At 47.6% G+C, this 17262-nt stretch carries 17 protein-coding genes; 10 read left to right on the top strand and 7 right to left on the bottom strand.

Annotated elements, in window-relative coordinates; all coding sequences use genetic code 11:
- Positions 1–144 precede the first annotated feature (144 nt).
- Genes GNE05_RS18270 through pgsB form a run of 4 tightly spaced genes read right to left on the bottom strand, consistent with a single transcriptional unit; the run spans position 145 to position 3126 of the window.
- Positions 145–306, bottom strand: a complete 162-nt coding sequence (locus GNE05_RS18270; RefSeq protein WP_003151344.1) for an extrachromosomal elements maintenance protein EdmS — start codon at positions 304–306, stop codon at positions 145–147.
- A gap of 7 nt (positions 307–313) precedes the next feature.
- Entirely contained in the window at positions 314–1462 is a 1149-nt protein-coding gene (locus GNE05_RS18275; protein ID WP_007614174.1) for a CapA family protein, read from the bottom strand.
- A gap of 18 nt (positions 1463–1480) precedes the next feature.
- Entirely contained in the window at positions 1481–1930 is a 450-nt protein-coding gene (gene pgsC, locus GNE05_RS18280; protein ID WP_003151340.1) for a poly-gamma-glutamate biosynthesis protein PgsC, read from the bottom strand.
- A 14-nt stretch (positions 1931–1944) separates the two neighbouring features.
- Complete coding sequence (pgsB, locus tag GNE05_RS18285) at positions 1945–3126, bottom strand: poly-gamma-glutamate synthase PgsB (RefSeq protein ID WP_003151337.1); 1182 nt, start codon at positions 3124–3126, stop codon at positions 1945–1947.
- A gap of 731 nt (positions 3127–3857) precedes the next feature.
- Here pgsB and GNE05_RS18290 point away from each other — a divergent pair.
- From GNE05_RS18290 to GNE05_RS18335, 10 genes are all read left to right on the top strand, one after another.
- A complete protein-coding gene (locus tag GNE05_RS18290) occupies positions 3858–5327 on the top strand; it encodes a spore germination protein (protein ID WP_160183067.1) in 1470 nt (489 codons plus the stop codon).
- The gene (locus tag GNE05_RS18295) at positions 5317–6408 is read left to right on the top strand and encodes a GerAB/ArcD/ProY family transporter (RefSeq protein WP_012118599.1); all 1092 of its coding nucleotides are present in this window, start codon (positions 5317–5319) and stop codon (positions 6406–6408) included. The genes GNE05_RS18290 and GNE05_RS18295 overlap by 11 nt, the downstream gene beginning before the upstream one ends.
- Positions 6398–7531, top strand: coding sequence for a Ger(x)C family spore germination protein (locus GNE05_RS18300; protein ID WP_038464326.1), 1134 nt, complete (start codon positions 6398–6400; stop codon positions 7529–7531). Before GNE05_RS18295 ends, GNE05_RS18300 begins: the two co-directional genes overlap by 11 nt.
- Before the next feature lie 93 nt (positions 7532–7624).
- Positions 7625–8614 carry a LacI family DNA-binding transcriptional regulator gene (locus GNE05_RS18305; RefSeq protein ID WP_160183068.1) on the top strand — a complete coding sequence of 330 codons (990 nt, stop codon included), beginning with the start codon at positions 7625–7627 and terminating at the stop codon, positions 8612–8614.
- A complete protein-coding gene (rbsK, locus tag GNE05_RS18310) occupies positions 8607–9488 on the top strand; it encodes a ribokinase (protein WP_014419044.1) in 882 nt (293 codons plus the stop codon). Before GNE05_RS18305 ends, rbsK begins: the two co-directional genes overlap by 8 nt.
- Positions 9485–9880 (top strand): D-ribose pyranase, encoded by a 396-nt coding sequence (gene rbsD, locus GNE05_RS18315; protein WP_014419045.1) that lies wholly within the window; start codon positions 9485–9487, stop codon positions 9878–9880. The genes rbsK and rbsD overlap by 4 nt, the downstream gene beginning before the upstream one ends.
- Positions 9881–9896: 16 nt before the next feature.
- On the top strand, positions 9897–11390 hold the full coding sequence (locus GNE05_RS18320) for a sugar ABC transporter ATP-binding protein (RefSeq protein ID WP_160183069.1): 1494 nt from the start codon (positions 9897–9899) through the stop codon (positions 11388–11390).
- Entirely contained in the window at positions 11380–12351 is a 972-nt protein-coding gene (rbsC, locus tag GNE05_RS18325) for a ribose ABC transporter permease RbsC (RefSeq protein WP_012118605.1), read from the top strand. Before GNE05_RS18320 ends, rbsC begins: the two co-directional genes overlap by 11 nt.
- Before the next feature lie 13 nt (positions 12352–12364).
- Positions 12365–13282, top strand: a complete 918-nt coding sequence (rbsB, locus tag GNE05_RS18330) for a ribose ABC transporter substrate-binding protein RbsB (protein ID WP_053285354.1) — start codon at positions 12365–12367, stop codon at positions 13280–13282.
- A gap of 60 nt (positions 13283–13342) precedes the next feature.
- Positions 13343–13876: an SH3 domain-containing protein gene (locus tag GNE05_RS18335; protein ID WP_160183070.1), complete on the top strand. Its 534-nt coding sequence runs from the start codon at positions 13343–13345 to the stop codon at positions 13874–13876.
- 125 nt (positions 13877–14001) lie between these two features.
- Here GNE05_RS18335 and GNE05_RS18340 read toward each other — a convergent pair whose 3' ends face one another.
- The 3 genes from GNE05_RS18340 to alsS form a co-directional block, all read right to left on the bottom strand.
- Positions 14002–14526, bottom strand: a complete 525-nt coding sequence (locus GNE05_RS18340) for an NAD(P)H-dependent oxidoreductase (RefSeq protein WP_014721897.1) — start codon at positions 14524–14526, stop codon at positions 14002–14004.
- A gap of 102 nt (positions 14527–14628) precedes the next feature.
- Complete coding sequence (gene budA / locus GNE05_RS18345; RefSeq protein WP_003151318.1) at positions 14629–15396, bottom strand: acetolactate decarboxylase; 768 nt, start codon at positions 15394–15396, stop codon at positions 14629–14631.
- A 60-nt stretch (positions 15397–15456) separates the two neighbouring features.
- Positions 15457–17169: an acetolactate synthase AlsS gene (alsS, locus tag GNE05_RS18350; RefSeq protein WP_110124393.1), complete on the bottom strand. Its 1713-nt coding sequence runs from the start codon at positions 17167–17169 to the stop codon at positions 15457–15459.
- Positions 17170–17262: the final 93 nt, after the last annotated feature.

Consider the following 17262-nt stretch of genomic DNA (forward strand, 5'->3'; position numbering starts at 1 on the left):
TATTCACTCTCCTCATTTTTAGTAGTTTTTACATCGGTAACTTTTAACAAATGTTTAGGAGAGCACACAAAAAAAGAATGCCCGATATGGGCATTCTTTACTGGATTCGGAACAAACAATATGCCGGCAAGCGGAATCATGCGCTTATTTTGCGCCCGCTGTGTCCTCTTGCTGAATCTTTTGCATTTCCGTGTCAATTTTTTGTTTTTCCTGATCTGTGAGCTGATCATTGTATTTAAACGCTGACATAAACATAAATACCATAATGATCGCGGCAAACGGCCATCCCGCTTTAATGATTTTCATTTGTTTTTCACTCCGCTTTCTTTTTTAAGATATCGCTGTGATCCACATCAAACGTTAATTTTCCATCCTTGACGCTCCAATCGAAATTCGATTCTTTCGTCAGTTCACGTACGATCGTTTTATGATTGATGCTGCCTTTTTTAACCGGTGCAGGCGTTGCTTCATGAATATTCATCGGCGTGACTTCAAAGCGTCCCGTGCCGTTTTTCTGCAGATGATATTGAACAAGCGCCGTGTCTCTCGTTCTTGTCCACCCCTGGTCGAATACGAAGTTGCCCAGGCTGTAGAAAATAACAGTGCCGTGGTACATTTCGATCGGTTCCAGCACGTGCGGATGGTGTCCGACGATAATATCCGCTCCGGCATCTGACATTGCTCTTGCCAATTGGCGCTGTCTGTCATTCGGATCATTATCGTATTCCTGTCCCCAGTGTGTTTGAACAATGACAAGATCGGCTTTCTTTTTAGCTTTAGAAATCATCGGAATAAACAGCTCTGGATCGGCCGGAAGCACACCCGGCGCATTTCGTTTAGCTGCAAAGCCTTTTCCGGAAACATCAGTGAAACCCAGTGTTGCGATTTTGATTCCGTTTACATCTTGATAAGAAATGTTCTGCTCGGCTTCCTTCAGCGTGAGGCCCGCGCCGACAAGTTCAAGATTTTGCTTTGAAAACTCTTCAACCGTATCCCGCATTCCCTGAGGGCCGTAATCCATCGCATGGTTGTTGGCTGCCGTGAGAACGGTGAAATTCATGTCCTTCAATACTTTTACGGCATCTTTGTTTGACTGAAGGTGGATATTTTTTTCTGCTTCTTTGTAGTTCTTTTTATATGTAACCGGGTTTTCAAAGTTCCCTGACACATAGTCGGATGCTTCGAAGAATGGCTTTGCGTAACGGAAGACACTCTCCGTGCCTTTATGCTTTGTCACTTTCTCGACATTCCGGCCCATCATAATATCTCCGACGAATGAGGCTGATACAAGGTCATCGGCATTTCTTTTCACACTCGGCGTTTCCGCCTTCCCTGTCAGGATGCAGACGAACATCAGGCAAAAGACGATCGGCAGCGCGATAAAAACGTGAAGATTGGTCTTCTTTTTCTGCTGTTTGGTCAGCTTCAGCAGTTTTTCTTGAAAGCTTAATTGTTTTTTCATCGTTTGACACACCTTACATTAGATTAAGTAGTAAGCAAACATAATGGCAAAAGTTGCGCCGCTTAAGAACAGCGTGCTGGCAAATGTAATCGTTAATCCCTGTTTCTGAATGGTATTGGCGATCAGACCCGGTACGATGATACCGATTCCTCGGAATTCTGATATCTCAAACGGTACGATCGGGTAAAGGAAATCAAGGGCGATTTTTAAGCAGATTCCCGTTATCAGCATGGCTGCGAATTTTCTGCGTCCGTACAAAATCATAAATCTGGATAAACCGTATTTGACGATCACGTATGTAAGAAGACTCACTAACAATACGAGTAAAATAAAGACCGGCTGGTTAAAAACGAGCCCTAAATAACCCGGCACGACTAAACCGGCAGGTACGATACCTGTTTTTTCCGCGAAAATTAAACTGATTAACACGCCTAAAATAAGTGAGATGTATAAATCTGATCCGAACATTTATCCTTTTCCTCCTAGCTAACGAGCTGTTTCACCTTATACTCTTGAATTTTTTCAATTAATGGTTCCGCTGAACCGTGGATATTGCCGACGCCATATATGACACGGTTTTGCATTCTTGTTTTCAGCACGTCCATGATTTCGTCTGTTGATTTATATTCCAGATCGTGCAATGTATCGGCAGGAATCTTGCCTTCTTCATAAGCTCTGACGATCGGTTCAGTCGTCTCGCCGATGAGTATGAGTTCCTTCGTTTTAATGTACGGAAGCACGTCGTTTGCGAACTGAATCGTTCTGTCCACACGGTCGGCGCGGCAGTTCATGATAACGATCGGTTCATCTGTCGGGTAGCCGATTTCCTTTACACGTTTCCATATATTTAAAGTAGAAGATGCATCATTTGCGGCAAAGCCGTTTACGAAATGACCGGGCTCCTTCGTGCTGAGCAGCGGCAGGATTCTCATGGCGCCAGGATCAGGCGGCGCATTCAGCATTCCTTTAAACGCCGTTTCTTCATCTATCCCAAGAGCCTGGGCAACGCCGAGCGCAAGGGAAGCGTTATCAGGAAAGACCATATATTCAAATTTACGAAGGTATTCATCTGTAATTTTAGAGTTATCCGCAATAATGACCTCGGTATTCCGCTCTGCGGCTTTTTCTTTAAAGAAGTCTGTGTATTCACTGTCTGTAATGACAAGGTGACCGTTATACGGTATCGTCGCGGTAAATGCTTCAGCGATTTCATCAAGCGTCGGCCCCATGACGTCCATATGGTCTTCAAGCACATTCACGATGACGCCGATGTTGGCTTGAAGGAGTTCTTCCTGAAAGATAATCTGATAATCCGGGTTTACCGCCATACATTCACTGACAATGGCATTGGCGCCCCGTTCTACGGTTTCCTTCATTACTTCTTTTTGCTCGCCGATATTCGGGCCCTGCGGTTTCCGTTTGATCGGTTTCTCCTCAGGTGTATCCCAATAGATCATCCTTGCATCTGTTCCCGTCGTTTTTCCGACTGTTTTGTAGCCCGCCTCCATCAGTATTCCGGTCGTCAGCCTCGTTACGGTTGACTTTCCGCGGATACCATTAATATTGACGCGTACTGGCAGAGCATCGATATTCTTCTGATGCCGCCTTTTTTCAATGATTCCGATGATTAGTACGGCAGCACAGGCTATAATGAGTAACCACATTGATTTTTGACATCTCCTTCTGTATTGATAAATTCATTCATCAGTATATAGCTTCACTATGAATTCTCAATCGGCATTATGTAACATAATGTTCCCGCTTTCACTGAGCCAAACTTCTCTATTAGTGACGCTATTCTTCCTATTATCGAATTGCTTTTTTTGGGAATAGGCAGGACTTCAACCTTACTTCAATTTTTCAAAAGAAAAATGAATGCGTTTACATTTTCGCACAGAAATTCATTTGGACCAATGGAACTATTCGCGTTCCGGAAGAAAAAGATGTAATGATAATCCATCTTTTCCAGCCCGTTTGTATCAGCGTTTTTCGCACTGCGCATACGTTTCGGGACTCTCTGTCCGCTGTGTGCAGACTGCCTGTTTTTTTAAGGATAAGGTCTTAAAGTCATTCATTTTTCCCCCGTATCCTGCTTGCAGTCCCATTCCAAAATAACTAGCGGAATGACTGGTACATGACAGAATAAGACGGGTCCGGAGTGTTTACAAGAAATACACATTTTATATGCGGAAAGCCTTTCTCCTTTTAAACCATTTACAGGACGTTTATCACTCTTTTGAAATAATTTTAATAAATCTTTATATTCGTTCAAGAAATATTCATCCATAATTGTGAAGTTCTTGGTAAAACATCGAGGAACTCCTCTATTTTATAAAATGCATAAAAAAGGAATACCCGCTGAAAACTACAAATAACCAGGAAAGGAGGCGGTCTGATGTCTGCGGATAAACAAAACAAACGGATTCCCGGCGATTTTGAATCGGCTGTACGGGAAATGCAGGAGCTGATGTGTGTTTGCGGTGATTTTAAAATACGAAGGATCAAACTGCAGGACCGTCATACCGCTTTCTTTTATATTGAACAAATGATAGAAGAACAGAAGCTGAATGAGTTTCTGTTAAGCGACACCCTGCAGAACGGCCCGCTTGAGGAAACGATGAATGCCGTCAGCAGTGCGGAAACAGATGAAACCAGAAAACTCATTGACGGGATTTTGGCAGGACAGGTTGTTTTTCTCAGCGATGCATCGAGGAAAGCGAAGCTGTTTTCCGTCGGCCAGAATCCGCTGCGTTCCATTATGGAACCCGAATCTGAAAGTATCGTCCGCGGCGCCCATGACGGGTTTGTGGAAAGTTTGGAAACGAACATTCATCAGCTGCGGTTTCACATACAGGACCGCCATCTCTCCGTTCATTATATGGATATCGGGGAAAGAGCCAAATCAAAGGTTGCGGTTATCTTTGTTGAGAATATCGCCAATCCGGAGATTGTGGAGGAAGTGAAGCGGCGCCTGTCATACCTGCGTATAGACAGCGTGCTTGCGCCCGGGATTATCGAGGAATCAATAGAAGATAATTCGTTTTCCATTTTTCCGCAGATCATTCATACGGAACGGCCGGATAAAGCAAAAGCATGCGTGATGGAAGGCTGTGTACTGATCATGATGGACGGGAGTCCGTCGGCTTTGATTGCGCCGATCACATTCTTTTCTTTTTTTCAATCTCCGGATGACTACAGCACGAGGTGGATTTCTGCCAGTTTATTAAGAGTGCTGAGATTTTTCGCCTTTATGATCGCGATTACGCTGCCCGCTTTTTATATCGCGCTGATTGCGTTTCATTTTGAAGTCATTCCCAACGATCTGATTATCACCATGAAAAATTCGATTGTTGATATTCCCTTTCCCCCGCTGATAGAAGCCATGATTATGGAAATTACGATTGAACTGATCCGCGAAGCCGGTATCAGGCTGCCGAGACCGATCAGTCAGACGATCGGCATTGTCGGCGGTCTCGTAATCGGTGACGCAGTCGTTCAGGCGGGACTCATTTCTAATATGATGATTATCGTCGTAGCCGTTACGGCCGTTTCTTCTTTTGTGCTTCCTTCATATGAAATGAGCACGTCCATCCGAACGCTCAGATTTCCGCTTATGTTTCTGGCATCCTCGTTCGGTTTTATCGGCATCGCACTCGGCTTCGGGCTTATTCTGATGAACCTGTGCAAGCTTGAATCACTCGGCGTTCCTTATTTATCATCTCTGACGCCGTTTCATTTCAGCGACTTGAAGGATGCATTTATCCGGCTGCCGGCTTGGTTTATTAAAAGAAGGCCTTTTTATTTGAGACCGCAAGACTCAAAGCAGATGAAACATGTTCGGGGGTGGAGAAAAGATGAAGCCTAAAAAAATCAGCCCGCTTCAAGGCGTGTTTTTCATTAATCAGACGCAGATCAGCATCGGCATTTTGGCGCTGCCCCATTTACTGATGATGAAATCGGGAAGCAGCGGATGGATTTCCATTCTGCTTACCGGATTGCTCGTCCAGCTTACATTCAGCCTGTATATGATATTATTTCACCGGTTTCCGAAGCTGAACCTGTACGAAATGCTGGAGGAGGTGTTCGGAACACTTGCCGGCAAAGGGGTGCAGGTGCTGTATATTTTATATTTCGCGTTTCTCTGCACGCTCATTCTTTCTGTATTTACACGGATATTGGATATCTGGGTGCTCCCGCAGACTCCGAATTGGGTGGTCAGCTTAATGCTGATCCTCGGTTCTGTCTATATCGCCCAGGCCCCGCTGAATGCGATCGCCAGGTTCAGCTTTATCTTAACACCGTTTTTGCTGCTGATCTCTCTGCCGATTTTATACACGCTGGGAAAAGCCGATATCACATACATTATGCCGATTTTTCACGGAACCGCAAAAGACATGCTTACCGGGGTGCAGCAAACACTTGTCAGCATTACCGGCTTTCAGGCGGCGCTCGTGATCGGGCCCCTAATCAACTGCACCGTCAGCCAGCGCTACAAAATACTGACGATTTCAAACATCTTGATTATCCTTTATTACCTGTATATCACCCTTACTTGCTTTGTCACAATCAGCCCCGAAGAAATAAAAATGATCCCGGAGCCTGTGCTGTACCTGTTAAAAACCGTTTCATTCAGAATTATCGAACGGACGGATCTGCTCTTTTTGACGTTTTGGTTCGTGACCGTCTTTTCAACACTGGCCAACGTGTTTTACTTGGCAAGCACCGGCATCGCCAAGCTGTTCAATCAAAAAGACCACAGCCGGTTTGTTTATCCGCTGGCCCTGCTCGTCTTCCTTCTGTCTATTTGGGCCACAAGCACGGATAAAACGATACAGCAGCTGGATCAGTTTTTCCGCATTTCCGATATTGTGTTTGTGTATTTGTTTCCGTTATTTATGGTATTGATTGTCCTTGTACGCAAAAAGGGTGTCCGCCATGCGCATTAAAAAAGCGGTTCTTATCAGTCTCATGTGCGCAAGCCTGACACTTGCGGGCTGCTGGGATCAAAATTTGCTGAAAGATATTTCTCTCGTGCTGACCGCAAGCCTTGATGTTGATCATGACGGTAAAAATAAAATCGGCATCACCTATCGGAAGGTTCAGTCGTCCCAGGCGGAACAGGAAACGGGCGGCTCATTCATTACGACGGTGCTCAGCGCTTCCGGGCACACCATCCGTGAAGCGCGGTTTCAATTGGATAAGCTTGTCGATCAGCGCATTGACACGTCCAAGCAAAGAGTCTTATTAATCGGTGAGAAAATGGCGGAAAAACCGCTTTTTCCTTATCTCGATGTCTTTTACAGAGATCCGAAAAGTCCGCTTCTCGCTCATCCGGCGGTTGTAAAAGACGGCGAGGCGATTGAAGTGCTGAAGCTGATCGTCCGGCAGAAATTGATCGTCAGCAAGTATTTAACGAATTTATTAACAAGCGCTAATGCGGAATCAAATATCAGCATGGAAAATTTGCAATCCATCCGTTCAAGCATGCTGACGGCTGATAAGGATTTCGCCCTTCCTTATTTATCGATTAACGGACAGACGATAAAGGTAGAGGGTTCTGCCCTGTTCAGCGGCCAGCGGAAAGTGACTGAGGTGCTCGGTCAGGATTCGACCCTCCTGACCCTTTTAAGCGGGCAATTTAATAAATCGGCTAATATTAATCTGAAGCTGTGGGACAAATACAAAATGGATATTGAAAATTATCTTTCTCTCGGCATCACGGATGCCACGCGAAAGATTGTATTTATAGATACAGATCCGCAGCATATAAAAGTGAAAATCCGTTTAAAACTGAATGCACGCGTCTTGGAATATCCAAAGGACAAGCTGAATTCTTATACGGCAATCGACCAAATGAACAAACAAGCCTCAGCAAATTTGAACAGCCAGGCCAGATCGGTGATCAGCCATATTCAGGAGCACAACTCGGATATCCTCGGCATCGGCCGGAAATATCAAACCCATTATTATGAGCGGGGCAAGCGGCTCAATTGGCGTGAGGTCTATCCTTCCATCGAGATCGTCCCTGATATCAAAGTGAATATCTCACAAATCGGCATCGTGAACTAAAAGAGACCCCGGTCTCTTTTTTTGTTGCCAACCGAAATGATTCGTGTTACTCTTTTTATGTAAACGGTTACATAGTTGAAGGAGGAGTGTTTGTTGGCAACGATTAAAGATGTCGCAGGCGCTGCCGGCGTCTCTGTTGCCACGGTTTCACGTGTCCTCAATGACAACGGCTACGTGCATGAAGATACACGAACGAAGGTCATGCTTGCCATGGAGAAGCTGAATTATTATCCGAATGAAGTTGCCCGCTCTCTTTATAAAAGAGAATCCAGACTGGTCGGGCTCTTGCTTCCGGATATTACGAATCCCTTTTTCCCTCAGCTTGCCCGCGGCGCTGAAGACGAGTTGCAGCGGGAAGGATACCGGCTGATCATCGGCAACAGCGATGAAGAATTGGAAAAAGAACTCGACTACCTGCAAACATTTAAACAAAATCAAGTTGCCGGTATTTTGGCGGCCACCCATTACCCCGACCTTCCCGAATACAGCGGCAGCCTTTACCCGGTCGTATTTCTGGACCGGACAAAAGAAGGCGCCCCATCCGTATTCAGTGACGGGCGGGCAGGCGGAAAACGGGCGGCTGAGGAAATGCTTCGCGGCAAAAGCACAAGCATCACGCTTGTCAAAGGCCCAGCCCACCTTCCGACCGCTCAGGAACGTTTTAACGGCGCACTTAACGTGCTGCAAAAAGCGGGCGTTCAGTTCAATGTCATCTCCGCCGCTTCATTTTCCATCAAGGATGCTGCCGTTTTAGCAGAAGAATTGTTTGCAGTATACCCGGAAACCGACGGAGTCATTGCCAGCAACGATATTGCGGCGGCTGCCGTCCTCCATGAGGCGCTGCGGCTCGGCAAAAAAGTTCCGGAGGAGATTCAGATCATCGGATACGACGATATTCCGCAGAGCAGGCTTTTGTTTCCGCCTCTTTCAACCATCCGCCAGCCTGCATATGAGATGGGAAAAAAAGCGGCAAACCTGCTGCTGCAATTGATAAAGAAAGAGCCGCCGAAAGAGACGGCCATTCAACTGCCCGTGACTTACATAAGAAGACAAACGACGAGAAAGGATGATCACCATGAGTGAAATTTGTGTTATCGGAAGCTGTTCTATGGACCTGGTCGTCACATCCGATCGGCGTCCGAAAGCCGGAGAAACCGTACTGGGCACAGACTTTCAAACTGTGCCCGGAGGAAAAGGCGCAAACCAGGCCGTAGCCGCTTCCCGTCTGGGCGCAAACGTATATATGGTAGGAAAAGCAGGCAATGACGGCTACGGAAAAGCGATTATTGAAAACCTGAAGGCAAACGGTGTCAATACGGACTATATGGAAACGGTTACACATAAAAAAAGCGGAACGGCTCATATTGTGCTCGCAGAAGGAGACAACAGCATCGTCGTCGTAAAAGGCGCAAACGATGACATCTCCCCCGATTATGCCAAAAGTGCGCTGGCAAAACTTCCCGGCATTGATATCGTGCTGATCCAGCAGGAGATTCCTGAAGAAACCGTTGAAGAAGTGTGCAGCTACTGCCGCGCGCAGCAAATTCCGGTTATCCTGAATCCCGCGCCGGCCCGGCCGCTGAAACAATCGACGATTGAGGATGCCGCATATCTTACGCCGAACGAACATGAAGCATCCATTTTATTTCCTGACCGGACGAAAGAAGAAGCGCTCGCCGGCTATCCCGGCAAACTGTTCATTACCGAAGGAAAACAAGGCGTGCGCTACTCAGACGGCACCGCGGAACGGCTTGTTCCCGCCTTCCCTGCAGAAGCGGTCGACACGACGGGAGCCGGCGATACCTTTAATGCGGCACTTGCCGTCGCACTCGCGGAAGGACGGGACATCGAGCAAGCGCTCCTGTTTGCCAACCGCGCCGCCTCCCTGTCCGTGCAGCACTTCGGCGCCCAAGGCGGGATGCCGGCCAGAAAAGAAGTTGAGGAGCTGCTGTCATGAAAAAACACGGAATGTTAAACAGCCACATTGCCAAAGTATTAGCTGATCTCGGGCATACAGACCTCATCGCGATCGCCGATGCGGGTCTCCCCGTCCCTGACGGCGTTCCTAAAATTGATTTGTCCTTAACGGCGGGCGTTCCCGCCTTTCGGGACGTGACCGGCCTGGTAGCCGGGGAGATGGCAGTCGAAAAGGTGATAGCCGCTTCCGAGATCAAAGACGCAAATCCTGAGAATGCAAGTTTCATAGAAAGCCATTTCTCAGTGCAGACGATCGAGTACATGTCCCACGAGGAATTCAAACGGCTCACACAGAAAGCAAAAGCCGTCATCCGAACGGGTGAAATGACACCATACGCCAACTGCATCCTGCAGGCGGGTGTGATTTTCTAGAAAGAAGGGATCCAGCATGCACATCGGCATGACAGACATTCATAAAGCATTCGGCAAAAACCAAGTGCTCTCCGGCGTCTCATTTGAGCTTCTGCCGGGAGAAATCCACGCTTTAATGGGAGAAAACGGAGCGGGCAAATCGACGTTAATGAATCTGCTCACCGGGCTCCACCGGCTCGACAAGGGAAACATTACGATAAACGGAACAAATATGAGCTTCTCCAATCCAAAGGAAGCCGAAAAGCACGGAATCGCCTTTATCCATCAGGAACTGAATATATGGCCGGACATGACTGTGCTTGAAAACCTTTTTATCGGCAAAGAGCTGACGACGGCGTTCGGCGTTTTGGAAACGAAGAAAATGAAAGCGCTAGCAAAATCACAGCTTGAAAAACTGGGAGTCTCTCTTCCTCTCGACCGGGAAGCCGGACAATGTTCCGTCGGCCAGCAGCAGATGATTGAGATTGCCAAAGCGCTGATGACAAACGCCGAAGTCATTATTATGGACGAACCGACCGCGGCGCTGACCGAACGGGAAATCAGCAAACTGTTTGACGTAATGACGGCGTTAAAGCGGGACGGCGTATCCATCGTCTATATTTCGCACCGAATGGAAGAGATATTTTCGATTTGCGACCGGATCACCATTATGAGGGACGGCCTCACTGTCGATACGGCACATATTAAAGACACTAATTTTGATGAAGTGGTCAAAAAAATGGTCGGGCGGGAGCTGACCGATCGGTATCCGACTCGCACGCCGTCACTCGGCGATAAGGTGCTCGAAGTGAAAAACGCCTCAAAAAAAGGAAGCTTTTCACAGATCAGTTTCCATGTGAGCGCCGGAGAAATCCTCGGCGTTTCCGGCTTAATGGGTGCCGGACGGACAGAAATCATGAGAGCGCTGTTCGGAATTGACAGGCTCGATTCCGGAGAGATCTGGATTTCCGGCCGAAAAACCGGCATTCGGGGTCCGTACGATGCCATCCGCAAGGGCCTCGGCCTGATTACGGAGAACCGCAAAGATGAAGGGCTGCTGCTGGATACGTCCATTCGTGAAAATATCTCATTGCCGAACCTGACCAGCTTCTCTCCGAAAGGCATCATTGACCGAAAACGCGAGGCGGAGTTCGTTGAGCTGCTCATCAAGCGTCTGACCATTAAGACCGCATCTCCGGAAACCGCCGCCCGGCATTTATCAGGAGGAAATCAGCAAAAAGTCGTCATCGCCAAATGGATCGGAATCGGCCCGAAAGTTCTCATCCTTGATGAACCGACAAGAGGCGTCGACGTAGGCGCGAAAAGGGAAATCTATTCATTAATGAATGAACTGACCGATCGCGGAGTCGCCATCATCATGGTGTCTTCCGAGCTGCCGGAAATTCTCGGCATGAGTGACAGAATCATCGTCGTCCACGAAGGGCGCATCAGCGGAGAAATCAATGCGGCCGGCGCAACACAAGAACACATCATGACACTTGCCACGGGAGGGCAGCAGTATGAAAACTGAACCAATGACATCAACTGAACAAAAGCGATTTTCCATTCACACCTTCACGCAAAAACTCGGTCCGTTTCTCGGCTTACTGATTCTTGTGCTGATCGTTTCCGTTTTAAACCCGAGTTTTCTTGAACCCCTCAATATTCTCAACCTTCTTCGGCAGGTTGCGATTAACGCTCTGATTGCATTCGGAATGACGTTTGTCATTTTAACGGGAGGCATTGATCTCTCTGTCGGAGCCATCCTCGCCTTATCGAGCGCATTGGTCGCAGGTATGATGGTCTCAGGCATCGATCCGATCTTAGCCGTCATCATCGGCTGCGTGATCGGCGCCGTACTCGGCATGATAAACGGATTATTAATCACAAAAGGAAAAATGGCGCCGTTCATCGCCACTTTGGCGACAATGACCGTCTTTCGCGGACTGACCCTCGTCTATACGGACGGAAATCCGATTACGGGGCTCGGTTCAAATTACGCATTTCAATTATTCGGGCGCGGTTATTTTCTCGGCATTCCCGTACCTGCCATTACGATGCTGATTGCATTTGCGGCCCTGTGGGTTCTTCTGCACAAAACACCGTTCGGCCGCCGGACATACGCCATCGGCGGCAATGAGAAAGCGGCGCTGATATCGGGAATCAAAGTGCCCCGCATCAAGATCATGATCTATTCTCTGACAGGTTTATTATCGGCGCTGGCAGGAGCGATTCTGACATCACGCTTAAATTCCGCACAGCCGACGGCCGGGGAATCATACGAGCTGGACGCCATCGCAGCGGTCGTTCTCGGCGGAACGAGCCTATCCGGCGGCCGAGGGCGCATCATCGGTACGCTGATCGGGGTTTTGATTATCGGAACGCTGAACAACGGCTTGAACCTTCTCGGCGTATCATCTTTTTATCAGCTCGTCGTCAAAGGAATCGTCATTTTAATCGCGGTGCTGCTGGACCGCAAAAAATCGGCATAGTAGGAGGACCATTATGAAGAAAGCCATCATCACGATCGCGGCATTATCACTGTTTTTGCTGTCCGCCTGTTCACTTGAACCGCCACAATGGGCAAAACCGTCAAACACAAAACATAAAAAAGAATTCACTATCGGGCTCTCCGTCTCTACATTGAACAATCCGTTCTTCGTTTCATTAAAAGAAGGCGTTGTAAAGGAAGCCAAAAAACGGGGCATGAAGGTCATTATTGTCGATGCCCAAAATGATTCATCTAAACAGTCAAATGACGTAGAAGATTTGATCCAGCAGGGAGTCGATACGCTGCTGATCAATCCGACCGATTCATCAGCGATTTCAACAGCCGTTGAATCGGCAAATTCCCTCGGCATTCCCGTCATTGCGCTTGATCGTTCAGCCGAACACGGCAAAGTCGAAACGCTTGTCGCCTCTGACAATGTCAAAGGAGGAGAAATGGCGGCTGACTACCTCGCCGATCAGCTCGGAAAAGGCGCCAAAGTGGCTGAATTGCAAGGGGTGCCGGGCGCATCCGCGACACGGGAACGCGGAACGGGCTTTCATCATATTGCCGACAAAAAGCTGGATGTCGTAACAAAGCAAGCGGCGGATTTTGACCGTACAAAAGGATTGACCGTCATGGAAAACCTGCTGCAGGGACATCCGGATATTAAAGCCGTGTTCGCCCATAATGATGAAATGGCACTCGGGGCGCTCGAAGCGATTAACAGCTCGGGCAAACACATTTTGGTCGTCGGTTTCGACGGAAATAAAGATGCGATTTCTTCCATTAAAAACGGAAAGCTGACAGCCACGGTCGCCCAGCAGCCGGAGCTGATCGGAAAACTGGCAGCCGAAGCGGCGGAGCAGGTGCTCAAAGGAGAAAAAGTCAAAAAAACCATTTCCGCTCCATTGAAACTTCAAACACAAAAATAACCGGCCGATGTTTAGACTTCCGGTAAAACGTGAAAGGATGAAGTAAAAGGAGAGATACAGATGAAGAAAACAGCCAAAGCGGCATCCATTCTGACCCTTGCAGCGGGAATAACAGCGGCTTCAGCTGCCGGAATAACGCCTCTTCCGGAGACACACGCGCAAGAAGCGGTCAAAATTGACGATCTGTACAGCTACCCGCTTGACTCTTATCTCGTTTCCGCGGAAGCATTGAACGTCAGAACAAAAGCATCAGCAGCCAGTCCGAGAGCTGATACCCTTCATTTAGGCGACAGCTTAAAGATCGTTTCATTCCAGAACGCTGACTGGGCAAAAGTACATTATAAAAACGGAAAAACAGGATTTGTATCTACTCATTATATTGTTAAAGAAGCAACAACCGTAAAAACGACGGCAAAAACAAAAGTATATACAGACAAACAAGCGGTCAAAGCTTCCCTTGCTAAAAACACGAGCGTTTCTTTCCTCGGATGGAAAAAGGCATCCGGCGGCGGCATTGATTTCGGCTGGGCGCTTGTCGATTACGGGGGCGCAACGGGATATATCAGCACAAAAGATCTGCAAAAACTGACATAATATCAAAACGGATTTCGCAAATTCAGCGCGAAATCCGTTTTTTCTGTCTTCAAGCATTCAGAAACGTCGAAGGTTCGCAATATTTCTCAGGAAATATTGTCGGATGAAGATGAATGCATACGACTCTAAAATGGCTTCTTTATGTAATCCGCCAGGCGTTTGGCATTGTCACGGATAGCCGCAGCATCGGCGCTGCTTACCCCGTACATCGCAAAAGCCGGCAAATAGGTCATACCCGTAAAATTAGCCATTGCCTGAAACGGCCTTAAGAGCTCGCTCAGTGAAAAATGGTTAGACCCGCCTGCCTGATATGCATCCTCTCCGGCACCTACGGAAACAGCCAGCAGCAATTCTTTGCCGTGCAGCGCCTTTCCTTTGGAGCCGTAAGCCCATCCATACGCCAGCACATGATCCATCCATGTTTTTAAAAGCGGAGGCGCACTGTACCAGTACAGCGGGAATTGAAATACGATCCGGTCATACTGTTCACACAGCTGCCGTTCCTTTTCCGCATCTATTTTCCCGTCCGGATATTCTTTATAAAGCTCACGGACCGTGATATCATCATGATTTTTTAATTCTTCTGTCCACGCCTTATTGACCGCTGAGTTGTCCATGTCAGGATGAACCGCTAATACCAATACTTTCACAGCTACCACACCTTTCCCTTTTGACTGTATTTTACCTAATCTTTGCCGGTTCAGCCAAATAAAAAGAAAGCCCCTGAGAAAAATGGGGCTTTCTTTTTTAATTTATTCCGGGCTTCCTTCGGTTGTTTCGATATCCTTCGCAAAATTCGGATTATCTAAATTTGCGTTGAAAAAGTCCGCCGTATTCGGAAGCTTGAGGTTCATATTCATTTTTTGAGAAATGGTCACTTTACAATCTTTAATGACATAGTCAAACACGTGTCCGCCGGAATTGCGTCCTTCATCAATGAAGTGCAGGTGATATCCGGAAACAGCGATGCCGTTTGCGTATCCCGGCGTCCAGAAGCCGGCGATTGTACCTTGAATGTCGTCAAAGTTGAACACAGGCTGTGTTTTCACCGCTTCGATCATCGGAACGTACGGTTTCTCCTGGCGTTCTACCGTTCTTGTCTGCACCTTTTTAAATACGCCGTCTAAACGGATCGCATAAAATAAGTTTTTACTAGGCAGAAGGCTGGCGATTTCCTGCTCGAATTCTTCACGGGTCATTTCGCCGTCGATCGTATGCGTCATATCCGGCGTGAAAAATGTGAATGAGCAGAATGGTGACAGGTCTCCGCCTTTAACAGGCGTAGCCGTACCGTCGCCGCGCAGACGGTAAAATTCTCCGTCAAATCCGATTAATTCGCCGTCCAGTTTGTTGAACGTGCCGATTCCGAAATCACCGAACTTCGGAATGTCAGCCATATCAAAATCTCCGTCATATACTCCGTCCAGCAGAGATGTCATTGTGGATACTTGATAGATCTGATCCTCAGGTGAGCCTTTTTCTCCGCGGCTCATCATATGGATGTCGCTTGCGTTTTTCATATTCCCTTCACTCCTTTTAAATTGGGCTGTTTTAGAAAACAGGTCATGGTGCGCAGAGTGCTAGAGAGCTTTTGCTTTCATTTTTTCTTTGAATTGCTTCGGAAGCATGTCGCTTGATAAATGAACATTGTCACTGTAATCGACAGGAATGTCAATGATGACAGGGCCTTCTGTGTTCAAGCCTTTTTGCAGCACGTCTGCCAGCTGTTCCGGTGACTCAACGCGCAAGCCGGTGGCGCCGAAGCTTTCTGCATATTTTACGATGTCAATGTTTCCGAAATCTACGCATGATGTACGGTTATATTTTTTCATTTGCTGGAATGCGACCATATCATATGTGCTGTCATTCCATACAAGGTGAACGATCGGCGCTTTTAAGCGGACTGCCGTTTCCAATTCCATTGCAGAGAACAGGAATCCTCCGTCTCCTGAAACGGATACGACTTTTTCACCCGGATTCACCAATGTGGCGGCAATCGCCCAAGGAAGCGCTACGCCCAATGTCTGCATGCCGTTGCTGATCAACAGTTTCAGCGGCTCATAAGCGCGGAAGTAGCGGGACATCCAGATCGCGTGAGAACCGATATCGCAAGTGACGGTTACGTCGTCATCAATTGCATTGCGCAGTTCTTGGACGATTTGCAGAGGGTGCACTCTGTCGGATTTATGGTCGCTTGGCGCCTTCTCGCTGTCTGTGAGCATCTGTTTTAATTCGCTCAGCACTTCTTGTTCACGGCTGCCCATATCAAATGTCACAGCGTCGTGTTCAATTTGTTTAACCGTAGCGGCGATATCGCCTAATAATTCTAATTCCGGCTGATAGGCATGATCGATATCGGCCTGGATTTCGTCAAGATGGATAATAGCACGGTCGCCGTTTACGTTCCAGAACTTCGGATCGTATTCAATCGGATCATAACCGATCGTTAATACGACATCCGCCTGTTCAAGCAGAAGATCGCCCGGCTGGTTGCGGAACAGTCCGATCCGGCCGAAATATTGGTCTTCCAGCTCTCTGGACAATGTGCCGGCCCCTTGGTACGTTTCTACGAAAGGCAGTTTTGTTTTGGCAAGCAGTCTGCGGATTTGTTTTACCGCTTCCGGTCTTCCGCCTTTCATGCCGACTAACAGAACGGGAAGTTTCGCCGTCTGGATTTTCGCGATAGCCGCGCTGACCGCTTCTTCCGGTGCAGGGCCTTGTTTCGGCGCCGGCACGCTGCGTACGTTTTTCACGTTTGTGATTTCATTCACAACATCCTGCGGAAAGCTCACAAAAGCCGCGCCTGCCTGACCTGCTGACGCTGCCCTGAAGGCGTTTGTTACCGCTTCTGGTATATTCCCTGTTTCCTGTACTTCTACACTGTATTTTGTAATCGGCTGAAATAGCGCCGCATTGTCCAATGATTGGTGTGTCCGTTTTAACCGGTCTGCGCGAATTACGTTACCCGCCAGCGCCACTACCGGATCACCTTCTGTATTAGCCGTTAACAAGCCGGTCGCCAAGTTGGATGCCCCCGGGCCTGAAGTAACGAGACAAACGCCTGGTTTTCCAGTCAGTCTTCCGACAGCCGCAGCCATAAATGCAGCGTTCTGTTCGTGACGGCATAAAACCAGTTCAGGTCCTTTATCTTTTAACGCATCAAATACTGCATCAATTTTTGCACCCGGAATGCCAAAAACATGTGTGACACCTTGCTCCACTAAGCAATCAACAACAAGCTCCGCCCCCCGATTTTTTTCAGAGGTTTTTAGTTCATTTGTTGCTTTTGCCAACACCCTCACTCCTTATTATGCATATTAAATATAAAATTTTAAGTAATTTGTGATATTATTCACTATACACTCTTTGGAAATTGACCTCCAATA

This window comes from Bacillus sp. AM1(2019) (assembly GCF_009906915.1).
Taxonomy (GTDB): domain Bacteria; phylum Bacillota; class Bacilli; order Bacillales; family Bacillaceae; genus Bacillus; species Bacillus velezensis.